At 70.2% G+C, this 21699-nt stretch carries 16 protein-coding genes and 2 pseudogenes; 13 read left to right on the top strand and 5 right to left on the bottom strand.

Annotation, left to right across the window (positions count from 1 at the left end; genetic code table 11):
• The first annotated feature begins 299 nt into the window (after positions 1 to 299).
• Entirely contained in the window at positions 300 to 839 is a 540-nt protein-coding gene (locus AC069T_RS34180) for an SRPBCC family protein (RefSeq protein ID WP_478786442.1), read from the top strand.
• Entirely contained in the window at positions 836 to 2011 is a 1176-nt protein-coding gene (locus tag AC069T_RS34185; protein WP_478786443.1) for a zinc-dependent alcohol dehydrogenase, read from the top strand. Before AC069T_RS34180 ends, AC069T_RS34185 begins: the two co-directional genes overlap by 4 nt.
• A 558-nt stretch (positions 2012 to 2569) precedes the next feature.
• On the opposite strand, the gene AC069T_RS34190 is transcribed toward AC069T_RS34185, so the two are convergent.
• Complete coding sequence (locus tag AC069T_RS34190) at positions 2570 to 2845, bottom strand: helix-turn-helix domain-containing protein (protein ID WP_478786444.1); 276 nt, start codon at positions 2843 to 2845, stop codon at positions 2570 to 2572.
• A gap of 62 nt (positions 2846 to 2907) precedes the next feature.
• On the opposite strand from AC069T_RS34190, the gene map reads away from it, so the two are divergent.
• The gene (map, locus tag AC069T_RS34195; protein WP_478786445.1) at positions 2908 to 3675 is read left to right on the top strand and encodes a type I methionyl aminopeptidase; all 768 of its coding nucleotides are present in this window, start codon (positions 2908 to 2910) and stop codon (positions 3673 to 3675) included.
• A 180-nt stretch (positions 3676 to 3855) separates the two neighbouring features.
• On the opposite strand, the gene AC069T_RS34200 is transcribed toward map, so the two are convergent.
• Positions 3856 to 4032: a hypothetical protein gene (locus AC069T_RS34200; protein WP_358855848.1), complete on the bottom strand. Its 177-nt coding sequence runs from the start codon at positions 4030 to 4032 to the stop codon at positions 3856 to 3858.
• Between the two features lie 264 nt (positions 4033 to 4296).
• Here AC069T_RS34200 and AC069T_RS34205 point away from each other — a divergent pair, with 264 nt between their 5' ends.
• The 5 genes from AC069T_RS34205 (at position 4297) to AC069T_RS34225 (ending at position 11852) form a co-directional block, all read left to right on the top strand.
• The gene (locus tag AC069T_RS34205; protein WP_478786446.1) at positions 4297 to 5163 is read left to right on the top strand and encodes an AraC family transcriptional regulator; all 867 of its coding nucleotides are present in this window, start codon (positions 4297 to 4299) and stop codon (positions 5161 to 5163) included.
• A gap of 150 nt (positions 5164 to 5313) precedes the next feature.
• Positions 5314 to 5880 carry a snapalysin family zinc-dependent metalloprotease gene (locus AC069T_RS34210; RefSeq protein ID WP_478786447.1) on the top strand — a complete coding sequence of 189 codons (567 nt, stop codon included), beginning with the start codon at positions 5314 to 5316 and terminating at the stop codon, positions 5878 to 5880.
• Between the two features lie 340 nt (positions 5881 to 6220).
• A complete protein-coding gene (locus AC069T_RS34215; RefSeq protein WP_478786448.1) occupies positions 6221 to 7639 on the top strand; it encodes a glycosyl hydrolase family 28-related protein in 1419 nt (472 codons plus the stop codon).
• Between the two features lie 203 nt (positions 7640 to 7842).
• The gene (locus AC069T_RS34220; protein WP_478786449.1) at positions 7843 to 9330 is read left to right on the top strand and encodes a glycosyltransferase family 2 protein; all 1488 of its coding nucleotides are present in this window, start codon (positions 7843 to 7845) and stop codon (positions 9328 to 9330) included.
• 326 nt (positions 9331 to 9656) lie between these two features.
• Positions 9657 to 11852, top strand: coding sequence for an MMPL family transporter (locus AC069T_RS34225; RefSeq protein ID WP_478786450.1), 2196 nt, complete (start codon positions 9657 to 9659; stop codon positions 11850 to 11852).
• Positions 11853 to 12092: 240 nt separating this feature from the next.
• Here the strand turns inward: AC069T_RS34225 and AC069T_RS34230 are convergent.
• Positions 12093 to 12286, bottom strand: a pseudogene (locus tag AC069T_RS34230) (DsbA family protein); the annotation flags it as partial.
• Positions 12287 to 12300: 14 nt separating this feature from the next.
• On the opposite strand from AC069T_RS34230, the gene AC069T_RS34235 reads away from it, so the two are divergent.
• Positions 12301 to 12549, top strand: coding sequence for a helix-turn-helix domain-containing protein (locus AC069T_RS34235; RefSeq protein ID WP_478786451.1), 249 nt, complete (start codon positions 12301 to 12303; stop codon positions 12547 to 12549).
• 97 nt (positions 12550 to 12646) lie between these two features.
• Here the strand turns inward: AC069T_RS34235 and AC069T_RS34240 are convergent, their stop codons facing one another.
• A complete protein-coding gene (locus AC069T_RS34240; protein WP_478786452.1) occupies positions 12647 to 12937 on the bottom strand; it encodes a zinc-ribbon domain-containing protein in 291 nt (96 codons plus the stop codon).
• A 454-nt stretch (positions 12938 to 13391) separates the two neighbouring features.
• Between AC069T_RS34240 and AC069T_RS34245 the strand changes: the two genes are divergently transcribed.
• The 3 genes from AC069T_RS34245 to AC069T_RS34255 all read left to right on the top strand — a co-directional run bounded on the left by AC069T_RS34245 (position 13392) and on the right by AC069T_RS34255 (position 18105).
• Positions 13392 to 15782: an ATP-binding cassette domain-containing protein gene (locus AC069T_RS34245; protein WP_478786453.1), complete on the top strand. Its 2391-nt coding sequence runs from the start codon at positions 13392 to 13394 to the stop codon at positions 15780 to 15782.
• Between the two features lie 124 nt (positions 15783 to 15906).
• On the top strand, positions 15907 to 16680 hold the full coding sequence (locus AC069T_RS34250) for an alpha/beta fold hydrolase (RefSeq protein ID WP_478786454.1): 774 nt from the start codon (positions 15907 to 15909) through the stop codon (positions 16678 to 16680).
• Between the two features lie 234 nt (positions 16681 to 16914).
• Positions 16915 to 18105 carry a carboxylate-amine ligase gene (locus tag AC069T_RS34255; protein WP_478786455.1) on the top strand — a complete coding sequence of 397 codons (1191 nt, stop codon included), beginning with the start codon at positions 16915 to 16917 and terminating at the stop codon, positions 18103 to 18105.
• Positions 18106 to 18379: 274 nt separating this feature from the next.
• On the opposite strand, the gene AC069T_RS34260 is transcribed toward AC069T_RS34255, so the two are convergent.
• A complete protein-coding gene (locus AC069T_RS34260; RefSeq protein ID WP_478786456.1) occupies positions 18380 to 20110 on the bottom strand; it encodes a RecQ family ATP-dependent DNA helicase in 1731 nt (576 codons plus the stop codon).
• A gap of 227 nt (positions 20111 to 20337) precedes the next feature.
• Between AC069T_RS34260 and argG the strand changes: the two are divergent.
• A pseudogene (gene argG / locus AC069T_RS34265) lies at positions 20338 to 21615 on the top strand (argininosuccinate synthase); the annotation flags it as partial.
• Positions 21616 to 21699 lie beyond the last annotated feature (84 nt).

The raw sequence follows: 21699 nt of genomic DNA on the forward strand, positions 1-21699 counted from the left end.
CCCTCTTCCTCTTCCAGAGGGCCGGGGAGGAAACAAATACCCCCCCCCCCCCCTTACCCATCGCGGGGGGGGGAACACGAGAGGGGACGACGCCCCCCCCCCCCCCCCCCCCCCCCCGCCCCGCCTGGCTGTGGGGCCGTGTCGGTGGCGACGTCATCGACCTGACGCTGCTGGCCGGAGCACTGAAGAACCACGACGGCCGCAGGAGCGGCCGCACCGCACTCGCCACCGCGGCGGTCGCGGCGATCGCCGCCACCGACGTCTACGCGGCCGTGACCCGTTCGAGCAGGAGCATGCCCATGGAACTCACCGCAAGCACGACCGTGATCCGATCTCCGCAGGAGGTGTACGCGCACTGGCAGCAGTTGGACCGGCTGCCGACCTTCATGGCCCACCTGGACGAGGTGCGGTCCACCGGAGGGCGCATCAGTCACTGGAAGGCGTCCGCACCGTTCGGCACCAGCGTGGAGTGGGACGCCGAGATCGTCAAGGACGTACCCGGGCAGATCCTGGCCTGGCGGTCCCTGGAGGGCGCCGACATCGACAACTCCGGCGAGGTCCGGTTCGTCCCCGCGCCCGGCGGCCGGGGGACCGAGGTCCACGTCACCCTCCGCTACGACGTCCCGGGCCGCGCGCTCGGCAAGGCCGTGGCGCGCTACTTCGGTGAGGAACCCTCCCAGCAACTCGACGACGACCTGCGCCGGTTCAAGCAGGTCGTGGAGACGGGCGAGGTAGTCCGTTCGGAAGGGGCGCCGGGTGGCAAGCGGGCCCGCGAGGAGTTCCCCCAGCACCCCGCCCAGCCGCTCACCAAGGCCGAGCTCAAGGAGGCACTGTCGTGAAGGCGACCTGCTGGATGGGAAAGAACAAGGTCAAGGTCAAGAAGGTCCCCGACCCGTCGATCCTCAACAGGCGTGACGCCATCATCCAGGTCTCCTCGACGGCGATCTGTGGATCCGACCTCCATCTGCTCGACGGGTACGTCCCCAGCATGCAGAAGGGGGACATCCTGGGCCACGAGTTCATGGGCGAGGTCGTCGAGGTGGGCCCCGGAGTCGACGGCAGCAAGCTCCAGGTCGGCGACCGTGTCGTGGTGCCGTTCCCGATCGCCTGCGGCTCCTGCGCCGCGTGCCAGGCGGAGTTGTACTCCTGCTGCGAGAACTCCAACCCCAACGCGGGCATCGCGGAGAAGCTCTTCGGCCACCCCACGGCGGGGATCTTCGGCTACTCGCACCTCACCGGCGGCTACGCCGGAGGCCAGGCGGAGTACGCGCGCGTGCCCTTCGCCGACTTCAACCCGCTGAAGATCGAGTCCAACCTCTCCGACGAGCAGGTCCTGTTCCTCTCCGACATCCTCCCGACCGGGTACATGGGCGCCGAGATGTGCGACATCCAGGACGGGGACGTGGTCGCCGTGTGGGGCGCGGGACCGGTGGGGCAGTTCGCCATGGACAGTGCCCGGATGCTCGGCGCGGCGAAGGTCATCGCGATCGACAAGGTGGGCTACCGGCTCGACATGGCCGCCGCCGAGGGCTACACCACCATCAACTTCGAGGACGTCGACGTGCGTTCGGCCCTGCTGGACCTGACGGGCGGGCGCGGGCCGGACAAGTGCATCGACGCAGTGGGCCTGGAGGCGACCCACGGCTCGGGACACGTTCACCTCTACGACAAGGCCAAGCAGACCGCGCGCTCGGAGACCGACCGTCCGCACGTACTGCGTCAGGCGATCATGTCGTGCCGCAGCGGAGGCATCGTCTCGGTGGTCGGCGTCTACGGCGGCTTCGTCGACAAGTTCCCGGCCGGGGCCTGGATGAACAGGTCGCTGACCCTGCGCACCGGGCAGTGCCACGCCCAGCGGTACATGAAGCCCCTCCTGGAGCGCATCGAGCGGGGAGAGATCGACCCGACGCGAGTGATCACCCACACCATGCCGCTCAGTGAAGCGCCCCACGGCTACGACATCTTCAAGAACAAGCAGGACAAGTGCGAGAAGGTCGTCCTGAAGGCCTGACCGGAACCCGGCCCGACCGCACGGCAGCCCAACCACACGACCGCACGGCAGCCCGACCGCACGGCAGCAGCACGGCCGCACGGGCCGCGACGGCTGACCCGTCGCTGCCGTGCGGTCGTGCCTGTACTGACAGCACGTGTCCGTCACCCATCGCCGGCTCCCGGCGCACGCTCATGGGATTCATTCGCGAGACGGGTCCGCGGTCCCCCATGTCCGCGCGGAACTCGTACCAGTTCGGGACACGCAGGACGCATCCGGTCAGTGGCGGTCAGACCGAGTACTCGCCCCGGACCTGTGGAGAATCCAGTCCGGTGCAGACCCGGATGACCCTGAACATGTCAGGTACGAGCGTGACCGCGACCATGGTCCTCTCGGATTTCGGGAAGCCGGTGCACATGACGGCTCCGAAGGCCGGGAACACCTTCCCGATACGGAGCGCCACCGGCGTGCGGAACGGCTGATCCGGTGGCCGGCGCAGCGCCCCGGCCGCGGTCACGGTGGGCGCTGGCGTACTACGTCAGGGACGTCCGCGTTCAAGGTCGGTCGGCGCCCGTCCGCTCACGCAGACATGGCTTCCTCGCCGTCCCCGGCGTCCTTCGCGCAGGCGGCGGCCAGCTCGTCGAGTGACAGGTTCAGTGCGTGGGCCAACGCCGCCACGGTGAAGAAGGCCGGTGTCGGGGCCCGGCCGGTCTCGATCTTGCGGAGGGTTTCCGCGGACACCCCGGCGGCCGCCGCCACGTCGACCATGCTGCGGTCGCCGCGGGCCCGGCGCAGCAGGATGCCGAAGCGCTCTCCGCGCTGCCGCTCCTGCGGACTCAAAGGAACTCTCACCATGCCCGTGATACTAATACCGGTATAAGTATTGGGCGACGTCGCACGGCTAGGAGCCATGACACATGGTGGAAATCAAGACCGACACGGCACTGCAGGCGATGCGAGAAGCCGGACGCGTCGTGGCGGACGCGCTTGCGTCCGCCCGTGCGGCGGCGGCCGTGGGAGTGCGTCTGCGGGAGCTCGACGAAGCCGCCCGCGCCGTCCTCGCCGAGGCCGGTGCACGTTCTCCGTTCCTGGGCTACCGGCCCTCCTTCGCGCCCGTCCCCTTCCCGGCCGTGATCTGCGCGTCCGTCAACGACGCCGTCGCACACGGCATCCCCGGCGACTACCGCCTGCGCGACGGTGACCTGGTCAGCGTCGACTGCGGCGCCGAACTCGGCGGCTGGACCGGCGACGCCGCGATCAGCTTCACCGTCGGCACCGCTCGCCCGGCAGACCTCGAACTCGTCGCCGCCACGCAGCAGGCCCTGGACGCCGGGATCGCCGCCGCCGCCGTCGGCCACCGGATCGGCGACATCTCCCATGCCATCAGCACGGTCGCCCGCAAGGCCGGCTGCGGCATGCCGGCGGACTTCGGCGGCCACGGCATCGGCCGCCAGATGCACGAAGACCCCCACGTCCCCAACCACGGACGGCCCGGCCGCGGGTTCCCCCTGCGCCACGGCCTCACCCTCGCCATCGAGCCCATGCTCATGGCCGGAGGACACAACGACTACTACACCGACCCCGACGGTTGGACCCTGCGCACCATCGACGGCAGCCGGGCCGCCCACTTCGAACACACCGTCGCCATCACCGAGGACGGCCCCCGCATCCTCACTCTGCCCTGACCTCGGATCGCGTGATGTCCAGATCAAGGCGCGCAGACGGCCGTCCCGTGCCCTCGATGCTCCGTCGAGGCGGCGCGGTGCCCCGGGTCGGGGCTCCGTGCAGGCCACCGGCGGAAGACGGCGAAAAGGCCGATGAGCGCCTCCAGGGAGTAGCCATCGGCCTTTTCGCCGCCGCGTCGGTCAGCCGACGTGGAAGGAACCGGCGTCGAAGGTCTTGACCACGATGTCGCCCACGCGGACGTGGCTGCCGTCCACCCAGCCGCCGTCGATGTCCGAGTCATGGGCGGCAGCGGGGGACGCGGCGAGGAAGCCGACAGCGGCCAGACCGACCAGCACCAGGGAAATACGCCGAAGCATGGAATTCTCCTTCGAGTGAGGGACTGCCACGACTGTTGCCCAGCCGACGGTCCGCCGCACGTCGGGTCGACCGGGCGGGTGGCGCCCGGTGCTCCCGGTGGCCCCGTCACCCGCCCGGTCCCGCCCGTGCGGACAGCCACCCGAGCAGGCGCCGGCGCACGCCCGGCAGCCGCGGTCACCCGACCGGACCGGGCACGGAATGTCGGGTCCGGCAGGAAGCACGCTGCCTAGCGTGGTGATCGGAACGAAGGAAGGAGACCGGGCGTGCTGGAGCGGCTCAACCAGTCCATGGAGCACATCGAGCGTCACCTGGACCAGCCCGTCGACGTGGCGGAGCTGGCACGGGTCGCGGCCACGTCGGAATATCACCTGCGCCGGATGTTCTCGGCACTCGCGGGGATGCCGTTGTCGGAGTACGTCCGGCGCCGACGGCTGACTGTCGCGGGCGCCGAAGTGCTCTCGGGGCGCGAGTCCTTGCTGGACATCGCCGTGCGCTACGGCTACGGCTCGGGCGAGGCGTTCGCCCGGGCGTTCCGGGCCATGCACGGTGTCGGTCCTGGCGAGGCCAGGCGCGTCGGTGCCTCCCTCGTGTCCCAGCCCCGGTTGGCCTTCCGCCTCACAGTCGAAGGGAACAGCAGCATGCGCTACCGCGTCGTGGACAAACCGGACTTCAGCGTCGTCGGCTTCAAGGCCCGCGTGCCACTGGTGCACACGGGACCGAACCAGGCGATCATCGAATTCGTGCGCGGCATCGAACGGCAGACGCTGGAGCACCTGGAGAAGGTCTCGGACCAGGAGCCGCACGGCATCCTCGCGATCTGCGACGACCTGGATCCGAGCCGCGCCGAGGGCACCGAACTCGACTACTACCAGGGGGTGATCACCTCCGAAGCCGCCCCGGAAGGTGCGTCCACCCTTGGGGTCCCGGCCGGCACCTGGGCGGTCTTCACCACCTCGGGACCCGTACCGGAGGCGATCCAGTACCTGTGGCGAGACGTGTTCACCGAGTGGTTTCCGTCCAACCCGTACCGTAGTCGCCCCGGCCCCGAGATCCTGCGGACGCGCCTGTCACCGGAGGGCACGGCAGCGGACGCGGAGCTGTGGCTTCCCGTGGAGCGGGAACAGGGCTGATCGGGCGATGTCCCGGCCGGGCGGACCGTTGCGCGGACTCACGAGGCGTCACATCGGTGGCCGGAATGACGGATTGGCTTTTGTTCGCCTGGGGGAGGGACTCAGGGAATGTCATGTGCACGACTGCCTACCCCCACAAGGAGGTCGACCATGCACGTCCGAACCACGACCGGCGGTCTGGCTGCCGCTCTGCTGCTGTCCCTGCCTCTGCTCGGCGGCCAAGCCGCTGCCGCGCCGTCACCGAGTGCCGAATCCGTGTCAGCGGCTCGCGTCGTCACCTATGACGCGAGTGGCTCCGCCGAGTTCAGGTCCGCGGTGGACCGGGGCGCCGCCATCTGGAACGAGAGCGTCGACGGCGTCGAACTGCGCCCTGTCGCGTCCGGACAGCGCGCCAACATCCGGGTTCTCGCGGACAACGGCTGGCCCCGCGCCCTGACCACCTCCCTCGGCAACGGAACCGTCTACATCGGCAGGGAGGCCGTGAACCAGGGCTACAACACGATCCGTATCTCCTCCCATGAACTCGGGCACATCCTGGGGCTGCCCGATCGCAAGCCAGGACCCTGCTCCAGCCTGATGTCGGGCTCCAGCGCGGGTGTGGCGTGCACGAACCCCTATCCGAACGCTGCCGAAAAGGCGGAGGTGGAAGGCAACTTCGGCGCGGCGCTCGTCGGACGGACCGGATCGGTTCCGCGCGAATTGGTCACCGTCGGCTGACGTCCTCCCCAGCAGCAGTGCCGACTTGACCACGGCCCCGGGGGCGTCCGCGTCCCCGGGGTACCGGACCCTCACGTCACCAAGGCGACGGGCGGCGGCCATCGTCGATCGCCAGATCGATGGACGCATGTACAGATATGCAAGTACTTTACGGGTCCTTCCTGCGTCGCTATGCTGGCATTTTGTAATCAGTCGCATCTGTAGCGTAATCGGACGGCAGGCCGGCAATCGTGCCCTCGCCTTCGCTCTGATCGCATCTACTGGGTCGGGTACCGAATCCGGAGACCCGCTGCTCCCAGATCAGCACCCCGCGTCGACGACGCAAGCGACGGAGACCATCATGGCCACCAGTTACTGGTTCAACGTCCTGGACTACGGTGCGACCGCCAACGGCGTCACCGATGACACCACCGCAATCCAGTCCGCGATCAACGCGGTGCCCTCCTCCGGCGGAACCGTCGTTTTCCCCGCGGGCACCTACAAGATCTCCTCCGCGTTGGTGACCCGCTCCAACCTGATCCTGCAAGGCGTCAGCGACGGCTCGTCGGTGATCTCGCAGACCAGCACGACGGCCCACGGCCTCACCGGCTCGGACATCACGAGACTGACCATCGAGGACCTCACCGTCCAGGGGCCGGGCAGCGGCAGCGGTAAGGGGATTCTGCTCACGCGATCGGCGAACCCCGCGACCGTCTCCCTGACGTTCTCACGGATGACGGTGAAGTTCTTCGGCAACACCGGCATCGAACTGTCCAACCCGATCGTGTCCACGTTCACCGGAGTGACGTCGGCCAACAACGGCAACCACGGCTGGGACATCCACGGTGTCTCCCAGGGCGCGGCCGGGACGAGTTGCTCGTTCATCTCGTGCTACGCCGACATCGTCACCAACGCCGGCTTCCGTCTCGACACCATGGCCTACTGCTCCTTCGTCGGCTGCGCCGCGGACCACTGCGGCATCGGCTACGAGGTGACCGGCATCGGAAGCCAGGGCATCAGTTTCACCGGATGCGGAGCCGAGTCCGCGGTCAACCGGGGCACCGGCTACGACGGCTACAGCTGGAAGATCAACGCGGCGATCGGCGTGGGTCTGTTCAACCCGTTCACCTACAACAGCCCCAACGTCAGCATCTGGGTCACCGGCGGCGCCCGAGCCGTCAGCATCCTCGGCTTCGCCGAGAACACCCCCACCGGCACGGCGGTCAACTCGATCAAAGTCGACTCCAGCTGCTCCGCCACCCTCGGCGACTGCAGCAACGTGAAACCCCTGTCGCTGGCGGGCAACACCAACATCATCAACGACACCGCCGGCGGCACCGTCGCCGCCGGCTTCGTCTACGGCGCGGACTCGGCCTACTACGAAGGCAGCGTCTCCTCCGGCACGGCGCCGACCTCGGCCGACCATCTGGCGCGCAAGGACTACGTCGACGCCAAGGTCAACCCCGCCCCCGTCACCCTCACCGACGCCCCCACCATCGCCACCAACGCGGCCCTCGGCAACCTCTTCCGCGTCACCCTCCAGGGCAACAGAACCCTGGGCACACCGACCAACCCCACCAACGGTCAACGCGTCACCTGGGAACTCATCCAGGACGCCACCGGAAACCGCACGCTCACCCTCAGCTCGGCCTTCGTGCGGGGCACCACCATCCCCACCGTCACCCTCACGACGACAGCCGGCAAACGGGACTTCCTCACCGCGATCTACAACGCCACCACGAGCAAGTGGTACGTACTCGACTTCGTCAAGGGCTTCTGACCGGCAGGGACGCGGCCCGACCGCAGTGATCCACTTGCCGGGCCGCCCCGGCCGGGGAGAATCGACTGTAGGGCACCACAGTCGGCCGCCATCGCTCGGACAACCCGGCGCCTCAGGGCAGGAACGCGACCTCCTGCCCCGGGCCACGTCGCGTAAGAAGTCCCCTCGGCCGACGGGCGCCACCGGAAGTCGAGGTGTCACTCGTGGGCCAGCCGACCCGGGGGCAGACGCGCAAGCAGGCCTGGGGGCCGGCGTTCGTACGTCAGCGCAGAAATCTCACCTCCGCGGGTCTGACCCTGCCCGGACACATACCCGACCTTCGCCGCGCCGGTCCTGGACGGATCGTCGTGCTGGTGCCCGCGCACGACGAGGAAGCGCTCATCGCCGAGACCCTCCAGTCACTCGCGGCCCAGACCAGACCCGCGGACGAGGTCATCGTCGTAGCCGACCGGTGCGCCGACCGCACCGCTCAGATCAGCACGGCCCACGGCGCCAAGGTCGTCGAATCGGTCGCGAACACGCAGGCCAAGGCGGGTGCGCTCAATCAGGTCCTGGACGCGCTGCTGCCACGGCTGTCCGACGACGACGCCGTCATGATCATGGACTCCGACACCTCGCTGTCCTCCGAGTTCATCGCCAGGGCAGCCCGCCGCCTGCACGAGCAGGAACCCGGCCTCCCGCCCATAGGGGGCGTGGGCGCCATCTTCTTCGGCTATCCCCTGCACGGTGTGGTCTGCCACCTCCAGGACAACGAGTACGTGCGTTACGCACGCGAACTCCACCGCCGCCGCGGTCGCGCCGACGTCCTGACCGGCACAGCCTCCCTCTACCCGGCCAATGCCCTGCGTCAGGTCCAGCGAGCCCGCGCCGAGCACACCCTGCCCAGGGGGGACGACGTCTACGACGTGCAGTCGCTGACCGAGGACAACGAACTGACCCTCGCACTCAAACACCTGGGATACCGCTGTGTGTCCCCCTGCGCCTGCATCGTGGGCACCGAACTCATGCCCACCTGCTCCCGGCTCTACTACCAGCGACTCAGGTGGCAGCGCGGCGCCCTGGACAACCTCAGGGCCTACGGCCTCACCCGCGTCACGCTGCCGTACATGTGCCGGCAAGTGCTCACCTACCTGAGCGTGGCCTTCGTCCCCTTCTTCCTCACCGTCCTGCTGTACTACACCACCACCAAAGGGTTTCCCGGAGTGCCGTGGTTCTGGGCCGTGGTCACAGTGATCGCCGCCTTCGAACGCGTCTGGGCAGCCAAACGCGGCGGATGGAAGGCCCTGCTGCTCGCCGGTGCGATCGTGCCGGAAGTGCTCTTCGATCAGTTCCTCAACGTGGTCTATGCCAAGGCGCTCATCGATATCCTGACCCGCACCGACGCCACCTGGGAACAGACACGCGGCCGTAAGAAACGCTTCCGCAAGCTGCTGGTCACCACCTGTGGCCTGGTCCTCATGCTGGCCGCCGTCGTGGGCCTGGCGTTCGGCTGCATCGCGCTCGGCATCGCCTGGCACCTGATCGCTGTCTTCGTGCTCTGCGGAGTCGCCGCAGCCGCCGTCCGCCTCAGCCGCCTGTACCCTCTCGGACTGCTGCTGTCCCTGCCCAGCGGAGAACCGAAGCACGACGAGATCTCACCCTGGCGCCAGCCAGAGGCATCGGCGGCGGCCGGTTCCCGCACCCACGGCTGACCAGGGAGCGCGGCCGCCCACCGCTTCCGGTCAGGACCGGGCGCGCGGCCGCATCCGCGACGTCATCACCCACTGACCGCACCACCGGAACCTTTTCGGCCAGTCCGCCGTCCGTGAAGCCCGCGCCCTGGGGGCGGGCGCGCGTCGCGGAGGCGAATTTCTGTCAACGGCCGTGGCCCGCATGAGGTTTGCCCGACGCGGTCACTACGATCAGAGCCCAAGACAACCGATCGACTGGTGCGAGTGGAGAGTGCCGGTCGGGGTCGCCGTCGCCAGGGACCGCTCCCCGGGCTGCGGTGATCTCCCTGCGTAGGAGGACCTTCCGCATGTTCCGAAGTATCGGGAACGCCGTCGTCCGACATCCAGTCTGGACGATCGTGGCATGGCTGATCGCGGCGGTGGCGATCGTCGCCACCGCTCCGAGTCTGCCCTCCAGCAGCGACGAGAGCAGCTTTCTGCCCAGCAGCTATGAATCCATCAAGGCGGCCGATCTTCAGGAGAGGGCGTTCCCCAGCGCCTTCACCCCGTCCGCGATCGCCCTGTACCAGCGCACCGACGGCGGCAAACTCACCGCCGCCGACAAGAAGGATGTCGCCCGCATCACCTCCGAGCTGGGCAGCAAGCACATCGACCAGGTGCAGAAGGTCGTCCCCGGCCGGCCGTCCAAAGACGGCAGGTACACCACGACCCTGGTCCAGATGGACAGCAAGAACGCCGGCCAGCCCAAACAGGCCGACGCGGCTGAAACCCTGCGCACGGACGTCAAGAAGCTGACCAAGGGCACCCAGCTCGAGGTCAAGCTCGGTGGTTCCGCCGCGCAGGCCCTCGACCAGGAGGAGTCGTCCAGCCGGGGTCAGGCGCTGATCGGCATCGGCACCTTCGTGATCATCCTGGTGACCCTGCTGATCATCTTCCGGGCACCGATCCTGGCGGTCCTGCCCCTGGTCCTGATCGGCCTGGTCTCCGCCATCGCGAACGGGCTGATCGCGTACGCCACCAAGCTGTTCGACCTCCAGGCGAACAGTTCGATCTCCTCGATCCTGATCGTCGTGCTGTTCGGCGTGGGCACGGACTACTTCCTCTTCCTGATGTTCCGCTACCGCGAACGTCTGCGTGCCGGCGAGGAACCGAAGGAGGCCATGGTCAACGCGGTCGGCCGGGTCGGTGAGGCCATCGCCTCGGCCGCCGGGGCCGTCATCATCGCGTTCCTCGCGCTGGTGCTGTCCACCCTCGGGTTCCTCAAGCAGATGGGCCCGGCGCTCGCCATCGCGGTCGCCGCCACCCTGGTCGCGGGACTGACCCTCATCCCGGCCGTGGTCTCCCTCATCGGGCCCAAGGTCTTCTGGCCGTCCAAGTCCTGGCAACGGGAACCGGAGAACGCCCGCTTCGCCGCTCTCGGCCGCGGGGTGCAGCGCCGCCCGGCACTGACCGCCGCGCTGTCCGGTCTCGTCCTGGTGGCGCTCTCGCTCGGCATGTTCGGGTACAAGGCCACGTTCGACCTGGCTTCGGGGTCCATGCCGGACACCAAGGAGTCCATGGTCGTCCAGGACGAGATGCAGAAGGCGTACTCGGCGGGCGCCGCCGCGCCCACCGACGTCTACCTGTCCAGCTCCGACGGCAAGCCGCTGGACAAGACCGCCTTCGGTGCGTACGCGCAGAAGCTCGGCGCCGTGGACGGCGTCGCGAACGCGCGGATGACCCAGCTGAACGAGGACGGCACCACGGCGGACTTCACCGTGACGCTCGAGTACGAGGCCTCGACGGACAAGGCGATCGACGCAGTCGGCGAGGTGCGCGACGTCGCCCACGACGCCGCGCCCGAAGGCACCGAGGCCCTCGTCGGCGGCATGTCCTCGATCTACAAGGACATCGGCACCGCGGTCAACCACGACTACCGGACGGTCTTCCCGGTCGCCGCTCTTCTGATCATGGTGATTCTGGGGCTGCTGCTGCGCAGTGTGGTCGCCCCCCTCTATCTGATGGCGTCGGTGGGTCTCGGCTTCGGCGCCACTCTCGGTGCCACCGTCTGGATCTTCCAGGGCGGACAGGGGCACTCGGGTCTGATGTTCATGCTTCCGGTGATCATGTATCTCTTCGTGGTCGCCATCGGCACGGACTACAACATCCTCATGATCGCCCGGCTCCGCGAGGAGGCGCGCGAGGGCCGCGACCCGCGGGAGGCGGCCGGTATGGCCCTCCGGTACGCCGGTCCGACCGTCGCAGCCGCCGGTTTCATCCTCGCGGCGACCTTCGCCACGATGATGCTGGCGGGCAATGCCCTGCTCACGGAGATGGGCTTCGCGGTCTCGTTCGGAATCGCGGTCGCCGCGTTCGTGATGTCCATGTTCTTCACCCCGAGCCTCACGGCCCTGATCGGCCACGCCGCGTGGTGGCCGGGGCACGGCGACCGGGCGGAGGGCACGGCGACCGGCGTGGCAGCGGGGTCCGGCGGCTCGGGGCGGCCGGTCTCCAGTGAGGACCGGGGTTCCGTCGAGGAGGAGCCGTCGGGGCGCAGCAGGTGAACCCTGATCCCGGGCATCGGCGCACGTCCGTTCGCGAGCGCCGTTGGAAGCCCGCTCGTGAGCGGCCGGGCACCGGACGCATGTGACCACGGCGAGGACCTCCGGTGCGGCACTGCCCGGTGCCGCACCGGAGGTCCTCGTGCTTCCTCGCCGAATCCGGGTGAACGGGGGCCGCCCGACGGCCGGTTCGCCGCTTGTCGGCCGCCCGGAGCCTGATGCCGCGTCAGCGTGCGGCCCGGTTCAGAAGCGCGCGGCAAGTGCCCGCTGCCGGGCCTGCTCCACCGCTCCGGACAGGGCCTCGATGTCGTAGGCGCCGTGGTGGCGGCGCCCGTTGACGAAGACGTCGGTGTGCCGGACACCCCGCTCAGGTCGGCCGAGTCCTCGCCCAGGCCGTCGCGCGCGACAGGGAGGCGGCGCAGCTGCAGGCCGAGCTGGACGAGGTGATCTGATGCCGATCACCGTCGACATCGACGTGATGATGGCCAGGCGGAAGATGTCCGTGGGGGAGCTCGCGGAGAGGGTGGGGATCACGCCCGCCAACCTCGCGGTGCTCAAGAACGGCCGCGCCAGGGCGGTGCGCTTCGCGACGCTCGCCGCGCTCTGCGAAGCCCTCGACTGCCAACCGGGAGACCTGCTCCGCTACGAGGCCGACGGTGACAGGCAGCCCGTCGGGGCCGGGGAGTCTGCGGACGGGTGACGGCCGTGCAAGGCGTCCGCCGCTCGCGTCGGACAGCCGGAACCGGCGGTGGCCCGGGCGCGAAACGCCCCCGGGTCACCGCCGGTCCCGTCCGTGATCAGGACTGGTACGGCTGCTGCTGCGGCTGCCCGTACGGCTGACCGCCGGCGCCGCTCGTCGCCTGCGCCTCGAGCTGCTCCGCCTGTTCCTTCGTCACCATCTGTTCCGCGCCGCAGAAGGTGCACTGCGTCTGGTACTTCGTCGAGAAGGGGAACAGGGGCACGAAGAACAGCGTGAACTTGGTGACCCGCTTCCGGAGCGTGTGCGCGGAGGGATTCCCGCACCGGCCGCACACGAGGGTGAGTATCGCGAGCTGGTAGAGATACCCCTTGGTGCCAAAAATGATCATTATGTGACCCTTCCCGGTCCGGCGGCGGCCGGCTCTCCTGCGCGAGTGACGAGGCGTGCGTTCACCAAGGACGGTCTCATGCCGGTCGGCGCGGACTGCGGCGAGGTACCCGGCCGCTGCGGGCCGAGCGCGGGTTGCGCCTGCCGCGCCCACCCGTCCGCGCCCACCCGTCCGCGCCCGCCCGTCCGCGTCCACTCCGGAGCAACGGGCGCACTGATGCCGGCACATCCAGTGTCCCCCGGCGCCGGACCGTGCGCACGACCGTGAAGGTGCCGTCCCGGGTGGCGGGTCCGTGCGCTTGAACCAGGTCAGGATTTGAGAAGCGCCGACGCCCGTGCTCCGCCTACCGTGACTGCCAGAAGACGACGCAGACGTACCGTGCACGGCCGGTCGGACGAGCCGGGTGACAACGACGGAGACCGCGACGGCGGCTCCGCCCACAGATGGAGACACGATGAGCATGGCCACGAGGACGGACCCGCAGTCGCCCGCGCCGCACGCCGCCGACCGCCACGACATGATCCGGGTGCACGGCGCGCGCGTGAACAACCTCAAGGACGTCAGCATCGAGATCCCGAAGCGACGGCTGACGGTGTTCACGGGAGTCTCCGGCTCGGGGAAGAGCTCGCTGGTCTTCGGCACGATCGCCGCCGAGTCGCAGCGGATGATCAACGAGACCTACAGCGCGTTCGTCCAGGCCTTCATGCCGGCGCAGGCCCGGCCCGAGGTCGACGTGCTCGAAGGACTGACGACCGCGATCATCGTGGACCAGCAGCGGATGGGCACCGACCCGCGCTCCACGGTCGGTACCGCCACTGACGCGAACGCGATGCTGCGGATCCTCTTCAGCCGGCTCGGAAAGCCGCACATCGGCTCGCCCCAGGCCTTCTCCTTCAACGTCGCCTCGATCAGCGGCGCGGGTGCGGTCACGCTCGAACGGGCCGGGAAGACGGTGAAGGAGCGGCGCAGCTTCAACGTCACCGGTGGCATGTGCCCGCACTGCGAAGGCCGCGGCACCGTCACCGACTTCGACCTGACGCAGCTGTACGACGACACCAAGTCGCTCAGCGAGGGCGCGCTCACGATCCCCGGGTACAGCGTCGACGGCTGGTACGGCCGGATCTTCCGGGGCTGCGGCTTCTTCGACCCCGACAAGCCGATCCGCAAGTTCACCAAGAGGGAACTCCACGACCTCCTGTACAAGGAACCGACCAAGATCAAGGTCGACAACATCAACCTGACGTACGAGGGGCTGATCCCGAAGATCCAGAAGTCGTTCCTGGCGAAGGACAAGGAAGCCCTGCAACCGCACATCCGGGCGTTCGTCGAGCGGGCGATGACGTTCACCACCTGTCCCGAGTGCGAGGGCACCCGGCTCACCGAGACGGCCAGGTCGTCACGGATCGGCAGGATCAACATCGCTGACGCGTGCGCGATGCAGATCAGCGACCTGGCCGAATGGGTCCGCGGCCTCGACGAGCCCTCGGTGGCTCCGCTGCTCGCCACGCTGCGGCAGACCCTCGACTCGTTCGTCGAGATCGGTCTCGGCTACCTGTCGCTTGACCGGCCGGCCGGCACGCTGTCGGGCGGCGAGGCGCAGCGCGTCAAGATGATCCGGCATCTCGGTTCCGCGCTCACCGACGTCACCTACGTGTTCGACGAGCCCACCATCGGACTGCACCCGCATGACATCCGGCGCATGAACGACCTGCTGCTGAGGCTGCGCGACAAGGGCAACACCGTGCTGGTCGTGGAGCACAAGCCGGAGACGATCCTGATCGCCGACCACGTCGTCGACCTCGGCCCCGGCGCCGGTACGGCGGGCGGCGCCGTCTGTTACGAGGGCACCGTCGAAGGACTGCGGTCCGCCGAAACGGTCACCGGCCGTCACTTCGACGACCGCGCGGCCCTGAAGGAAGACGTGCGGAAGTCCACCGGCACGCTCGAGATCCGCGGCGCGAAGGAGCACAACCTGCGTGACGTCGATGTCGACATCCCGCTCGGCGTGCTCACCGTGATCACCGGCGTCGCCGGGTCCGGCAAGAGCTCGCTCATCCACGGCTCGGTCGCCGGGCGGGACGGCGTGGTGTCCGTGGACCAGACAGCCATCAAGGGGTCCCGGCGCAGCAATCCCGCGACCTACACCGGACTGCTCGACCCGATCCGCAAGGCGTTCGCCAAGGCCAACGGCGTCAAGCCGGCGCTGTTCAGCGCCAACTCCGAGGGCGCCTGCCCCACGTGCAACGGCGCCGGGGTCATCTACACCGACCTGGCCATGATGGCCGGCATCGCCGTCCCCTGCGAGGTGTGCGAGGGGAAGCGGTTCATGGCGTCGGTCCTCGACCACCGGCTGGGCGGCCGCGACATCGCCGAAGTCCTCGCGATGCCGGTGACGGAGGCGGAGGCCTTCTTCGCCGAGGGCGACGCCGGCATCCCCGCCGCCCACCGGATCCTCACCCGTCTGGCCGACGTCGGCCTCGGCTACCTCAGCCTCGGCCAGCCCCTCACCACCCTGTCCGGCGGCGAGCGGCAACGCCTCAAGCTCGCCACCCACATGTCGGAGAAGGGCGGCGTCTACGTCCTCGACGAGCCGACCACCGGCCTGCACCTCGCCGACGTCGAGCAGCTGCTCGGCCTGCTCGACCGGCTCGTCGACTCCGGCAAGTCGGTCGTCGTCATCGAGCACCACCAGGCCGTCATGGCACACGCGGACTGGATCGTCGACCTCGGCCCCGGCGCCGGCCACGACGGCGGCCGCGTCGTCTTCGAGGGCACGCCCGCCGACCTCGTCGCCGCCCGCTCCACCGTCACCGGCGAGCACCTCGCGGAGTACGTGGCCGGCTGACTAGGACACCCCGCGGTCGGCCACCACGAGCCTGCCGAGGCGGACTCGGCGGCGGGCTGGGATCCTGGAGGTGCCCTCGGGACGACCTGTGCGGCGAGAAGAACCGAGACCCAGGAGCAGCCCGATGCGGCGGTCGACCGTTGCCCACCGGCAGAGGGACGGCGAGGCCGCACGCGTCGCCGGACTGTACACGCGCCGGTTCGGCCCGTGGCCGCCGACGGAACCCGTCGTCGTACTGCTCCACGGTCTCGGCCTCTCGGGCCGCTACTTCTACCCCCTGGCCAGGGAGCTGGCCGCGGTCGGCCGCAGTGTGCTGGTGCCGGACCTGCCGGGCAGCGCCCGCTCCCGTGCCGCCGTCCGGCGCGCACCGGACACGGCGACGACCGTACGGGCGCTGCTGCGCTGGCACGCCGCCGCCGATGCCGGGCCCTGCGTGGTGGTGGCCAACTCGGTCGGCTGCCAGGTGGCGGTGGCCCTCGCCGCCGAGCGGGGACCGCGGGTCCAGCGGCTGGTCCTCGTGGGTCCCGCCCTGGACGCGACGGCACCGTCCGCCGGGCGCCAGCTGCTGCGCCTCCTGCTCGACGCACCCAAGGAGCCGCTCGCGCTTCTCGCGCTGGTCGCCCTGGACTACCTGGTCACCGGGGTCGCCAGGTTCGTCGGGGCGTTCCGCCAGGCCAGGCGGGACGCGCTCGGGCCGTTCACGGCCCGGCTGCGCGCGGTGCGGGTTCCCGTCCTCGTCGTGCGCGGCGCCGGTGACAGCGTGGCGCCCGCGCCCTGGGCCGAGCGCGTGGCCGCCGAGCCGTCCGACGGCCGGCTCGCCGTCGTCCCCGCCTCGGCCCACGCCGTGCACTTCAGCCGGCCCGGCCTCACAGCGCGTCTGATCATGGATTTCCTGTGACGGCCGCTCCGGCTCACACCTTCCACAGGCCGCGGCCGAGGCACCGTTCCGTCCCGCCCGGGTCGCCGGACGCCGGTCCCGCTCACCCGGGCCCCTTCCACCCCGCACGCCACGACACGCATATTCGACCGCCGCCTGGGCACTCCGAGTTGCACAGGCCGCCCCGAGCACTCGGCGGAGCTCGAATGTTCGGAACGGGCCGCCCGGCGTCGCCCGTCACCTCAAGGAGGGGCCGTGAGCGTGCGTATCGGAGTGGAAGAGGAGTTCCACGTCGTCGAGGTGGAGACCGGCTTGCTGGTGCCCCGGGCAGGCTCCCTGCTCGAACGCCTGCCCAAGCGGACCTTCACGGCCGAGCTGAAGCAGTCCGTCGTCGAGACGAACAGCGCCGTGCACGCGTCGCTCGACGACCTGCACGCCGACCTGACCGGCAGCCGGCGGCAGCTGGACACCGCTGCCACCGCCCAGGGCCTGGCCGTGGTGGCCGCCGGCACGGTGCCGCTGGTCCGCCGTACCTCGGCCGTGCCGGCCACCCCGGGCATGCGGTACCGCCACATGGTCGACGAGTACCGCGCGGTCGCCGACGAGCAGCTGATCTGCGGTGCCCAGGTCCACGTGGACGTGCCGGACCGCGACACGGCCGTACAGGTCATGTGCGAGCTCTCCCCGTGGCTGCCCCCGCTGCTCGCGCTGTCCGCCAGCTCGCCCTTCTGGCAGGGCGCCGACACCGGCTACGCGAGCTGGCGCACGATGCTGTGGCAGCGCTGGCCCACCGCGGGTCCCGTCGGCTGCTTCGAGAACGCCGCCGAGTACGACGCCGCCGTGCGCGAACTCATCGACACGGGTGTCATCAGTGACGCCGGGATGATCTATTACGACGTACGGCCCTCCGCGCACCAGCGGACCCTGGAGCTGCGCGTCTGCGACTCCTGCCCGCGGGCGGAGACGGTGGTGCTCATCGCCGGGCTGTTCCGCGCCCTGGTGATGGGGGCTGAGGAGCGGCTGGCGGCGCTCGGCGCGGCCTCCTGCCGGGGACGACACGAGTGGCTGCGTGCCGCGACCTGGCGGGCCGCCCGGTCCGGTCTCGAGGACGGCCTGATCGACCCGGAGACCCGCCGTGAGGCACCGGCTGGCCAGGTGGTCCGCGGCCTTCTCGCCCACGCACGCCCGCAGCTCGAGGCCAACGGGGACTGGGCGACCGTCGAGGCCCTCACCGAGGAGGCCCTGGCGGAGGGCAGTGCCGCCCATCGCATGCGCCGCGCCGCGGACCGGGAGGACCTGCTGGCCTGCGTCGATCTGGCGATCGCCGAGACCCGGGGCGACCGCCGCGGAACCGAGGCCGCCGAACGCAACCACCTCACGCCCTCCGCGCCGCTGGACGCCGAGGGCTCTGTCGGCCCCGACTCGGCCCGGATCGCGGGCACCTGACGCGGTGGTGACCCGGCCCGCCCGCCCTGGCCGGGTCCGTGCGCGGACCTGCGGGACGAGGACCGGGGCACCTTGTGCCCGCCGCGTGGAGCACCGGCGCCGGCCGGTTCCGAAGGTGCGCACAGGCGTCGGCGGGTCCGGAGCCGTCCAAGTCCGAGCGGCTCGCAGGCACCGACCGGACATCGACGACCGCGCGGGTCACGGGAACGACTGACGCACATGAACGACCGCGCGGGTCACGGGAACGACTGACGCACATGAACGACCGCGCGGGTCACAGGACCGCCTGCTCCTCGCCCGGCACGACCGCCTGCTCCTCGCCCGGCCGCCGCAGCACGCTGAGCACGTCGTCGCGTCCCGCCACCGCCTCCAGGGACAGCGTGCGGTACCCGGCCTGGTCGAACAGCACGGTGATGCGGTCTCCGTCCTCGCTCAGGACCGTCCCGTCCCCCCACTCCCCGTGCCGCACGTCGGTCCCGACGGGGAAGTCGGCCACCGCCGGGTGCGCGGACCGCGATCCATCGCCGGGCTCGTCGTCGTTCCTCGTCTCGCACACGTCGCAACTGCCGCAGGGCGCCTCGTAGGCCTCGCCGAAGTAGCCGAGCAGGAAGTACCGCCGGCAGCCGGTCGTCTCGGCGTACGAGCGGGCCATGTCGACCCGGGATCTGTCGGTCCTGCGGTGTGCCTCCGCCGTGCGGGCGGCCTGGTCCACCGCGTCGTCCGATGACGTGGACTGAGCCGGGACTATCTCGCCCGCCGCACCGGTCGTGACGGCACCGGCCTCCTCGAGCAGGTTCACCGCCGCCGTGACCCGGTTGCGGTTCAGCCCGGTCTCCTGGCGGAGTTCCTCGACGTCGGCGGGGTCCGCCCGGCGTTCGTGGACGGCGTCGGCCACCTCGGACAGGACGTCACGGCTGGGGGAGCGGGCAGCGAAGTACGCCTGCATGCCGGTGTCCTCCGGCCGGTAGTGCAGCACGGCGAGCGCCGGGCCGCCGTCCCGGCCGCCACGGCCGATCTCCTGGTAGTAGGCGTCCAGCGAACCCGGCAGGGAGGCGTGCAGCACGAACCGCACGTCCTCCTTGTCGATGCCCATGCCGAACGCCGAGGTGGCCACGATCACGTCGGCCTCACCGGACAGGAACGCGTCGTGGACACGGGAACGTTCAGCGGCGCGCAGCCCGGCGTGGTAGGCCTCGGCGGCCAGTCCGAGAGCGGCCAGCTCCCCGGCGTAGTGCTCGGTGTCCTTGCGGGTCGCCGCGTAGACGATGCCCGGCTTCGGCTCGGCCGCGGCCCGTTCGACGACCGTCCGGCGCCGGTCCTCCTCGCCGAGGAAGCGGCGCGCCTCCAGCCGGATGTTCGGGCGGTCGAAGCCGGCCACCACCAGCCGGGGGTGGTCCATGCCGAGCCGCTCGACGATCTCCTTGCGCACCGGCGGCGCCGCCGTCGCGGTCAGTGCGAGGACCGGTGGCCGGCCCACCCGCCGCGCCGCGTGCGCCAGGCGCAGGTAGTCGGGACGGAAGTCGTGGCCCCAGGACGACACGCACTGCGCCTCGTCCACCACGAACAGGGCGGGGCGCACCCCGGCGAGCCGCTCCAGCACGTCCTCGCGGGCCAGCTGTTCCGGCGAGAGGTACAGGAGCCGGGCTTCTCCGCGGACCACGGACTCCCAGGCCGCCTTCGTCTGCGCGACTCCGAGGTCGGAGTTCACGGCGACCGCGCCGGGCGCACGCTCACCGTCCGGCAGATTCGCGATCTGGTCCCGCTGGAGCGCGAGCAGCGGTGAGACGACCACGACCGGCCCGTCCAGCAGCACCGAGGGAACCTGGTAGACGGCGGACTTGCCCGCGCCGGTCGGCATGACGACCAGGGCGTCACTGCCCTCCATCACCCACTCCATGGCGGTGAGCTGCTCGGGCAGAAGCGTGTCCCAGCCGAACACCTCCGAGGCCGTCTTCCGCAGCCGTGCCGCCTCCCCGCCGCCTGTCGATGCCGCCCCACGGCCCATTCCCGCTCCTCCGCTCCTGGCTCGGCGCCCTTCCGTCGGCGGCTCGATGTGCCGCCCGCGCCCATGGAAGGCCCCGGGTACCCGCGGGAGCCCCGGCGCAGTCCACCGGCCGCGGTCCACCGGCCGGGACGGCCGCGCGCCGGGCGGCGTTGCGGCTCGGCCGACGGAACGCAGCCGACACGACACACGACTTTGCATGATCATGCGTAAGGGTGCATACTCTTCCCATGTCTAAGGTCCTCACCTCCCTCCCCACCGGCGAGCGCGTCGGAATCGCCTTCTCGGGCGGCCTCGACACTTCGGTCGCGGTCGCGTGGATGCGCGACAAGGGCGCCGTCCCGTGCACGTACACCGCCGACATCGGCCAGTACGACGAGCCGGACATCGCCTCGGTGCCCGACCGTGCGCAGACCTACGGCGCCGAGATCGCGCGGCTGGTCGACTGCCGCGCGGCGCTCGTCGAGGAGGGCCTGGCCGCGCTGACCTGCGGGGCGTTCCACATCCGCTCGGGCGGCCGTGCGTACTTCAACACCACGCCGCTCGGCCGCGCCGTCACGGGCACCCTGCTGGTCCGGGCGATGCTCGAGGACGACGTGCAGATCTGGGGCGACGGCTCGACCTTCAAGGGCAACGACATCGAGCGGTTCTACCGCTACGGCCTGCTCGCCAACCCGCACCTGCGGATCTACAAGCCGTGGCTCGACGCGGACTTCGTGACCGAGCTCGGCGGCCGCAAGGAAATGTCGGAGTGGCTGCTCGCCCACGACCTGCCCTACCGCGACAGCGCCGAGAAGGCGTACTCCACCGACGCCAACATCTGGGGCGCCACGCACGAGGCGAAGACACTGGAGCACCTCGACACGGGCGTGGAGACCGTCGAGCCGATCATGGGCGTGCGGTTCTGGGACCCCTCGGTCGAGATCGCCACCGAGGACGTGACCATCGGCTTCGACCAGGGCCGCCCGGTGACGATCAACGGCAAGGAGTTCGCCTCCGCCGTCGACCTGGTGATGGAGGCCAACGCCGTCGGCGGCCGCCACGGCCTCGGCATGTCGGACCAGATCGAGAACCGCATCATCGAGGCCAAGAGCCGGGGCATCTACGAGGCACCCGGCATGGCCCTGCTGCACGCCGCGTACGAACGCCTGGTCAACGCGATCCACAACGAGGACACCCTCGCGCAGTACCACGCCGAGGGACGGCGCCTCGGCCGGCTGATGTACGAGGGCCGCTGGCTCGACCCGCAGGCGCTGATGATCCGGGAGTCCCTCCAGCGCTGGGTCGGCTCGGCGGTCACCGGCGAGGTCACCCTGCGGCTGCGGCGCGGCGAGGACTACTCGATCCTCGACACCACGGGCCCGGCGTTCAGCTACCACCCGGACAAGCTGTCGATGGAGCGCACGGAGGACTCCGCGTTCGGCCCCGTGGACCGGATCGGCCAGCTCACCATGCGCAACCTCGACATCGCCGACTCGCGCGCCAAGCTGGAGCAGTACGGCCTTGGGGAACATCGGTACAGCCGTTGGCGCTGAGATTGATCATGGGGTCTAGCTGCGGATCTCCGTGTTCGGGTGGGGCTGGGCTTGGAG

The sequence above is a fragment of the Streptomyces sp. NPDC043867 genome (assembly GCF_056435845.1).

Bases quoted from the DNA above. Each gene is read 5' to 3' on its own strand.
- AC069T_RS34180 (WP_478786442.1), top strand. From the start codon at position 300: ATGGAACTCACCGCAAGCACGACCGTGATCCGATCTCCGCAGGAGGTG.
- AC069T_RS34190 (WP_478786444.1), bottom strand. From the start codon at position 2,845: ATGGTGAGAGTTCCTTTGAGTCCGCAGGAGCGGCAGCGCGGAGAGCGC.
- map (WP_478786445.1), top strand. From the start codon at position 2,908: ATGGTGGAAATCAAGACCGACACGGCACTGCAGGCGATGCGAGAAGCC.
- AC069T_RS34200 (WP_358855848.1), bottom strand. From the start codon at position 4,032: ATGCTTCGGCGTATTTCCCTGGTGCTGGTCGGTCTGGCCGCTGTCGGC.
- AC069T_RS34210 (WP_478786447.1), top strand. From the start codon at position 5,314: ATGCACGTCCGAACCACGACCGGCGGTCTGGCTGCCGCTCTGCTGCTG.
- AC069T_RS34215 (WP_478786448.1), top strand. From the start codon at position 6,221: ATGGCCACCAGTTACTGGTTCAACGTCCTGGACTACGGTGCGACCGCC.
- AC069T_RS34225 (WP_478786450.1), top strand. From the start codon at position 9,657: ATGTTCCGAAGTATCGGGAACGCCGTCGTCCGACATCCAGTCTGGACG.
- AC069T_RS34235 (WP_478786451.1), top strand. From the start codon at position 12,301: ATGCCGATCACCGTCGACATCGACGTGATGATGGCCAGGCGGAAGATG.
- AC069T_RS34240 (WP_478786452.1), bottom strand. From the start codon at position 12,937: ATGATCATTTTTGGCACCAAGGGGTATCTCTACCAGCTCGCGATACTC.
- AC069T_RS34245 (WP_478786453.1), top strand. From the start codon at position 13,392: ATGAGCATGGCCACGAGGACGGACCCGCAGTCGCCCGCGCCGCACGCC.
- AC069T_RS34250 (WP_478786454.1), top strand. From the start codon at position 15,907: ATGCGGCGGTCGACCGTTGCCCACCGGCAGAGGGACGGCGAGGCCGCA.
- AC069T_RS34260 (WP_478786456.1), bottom strand. From the start codon at position 20,110: ATGGGCCGTGGGGCGGCATCGACAGGCGGCGGGGAGGCGGCACGGCTG.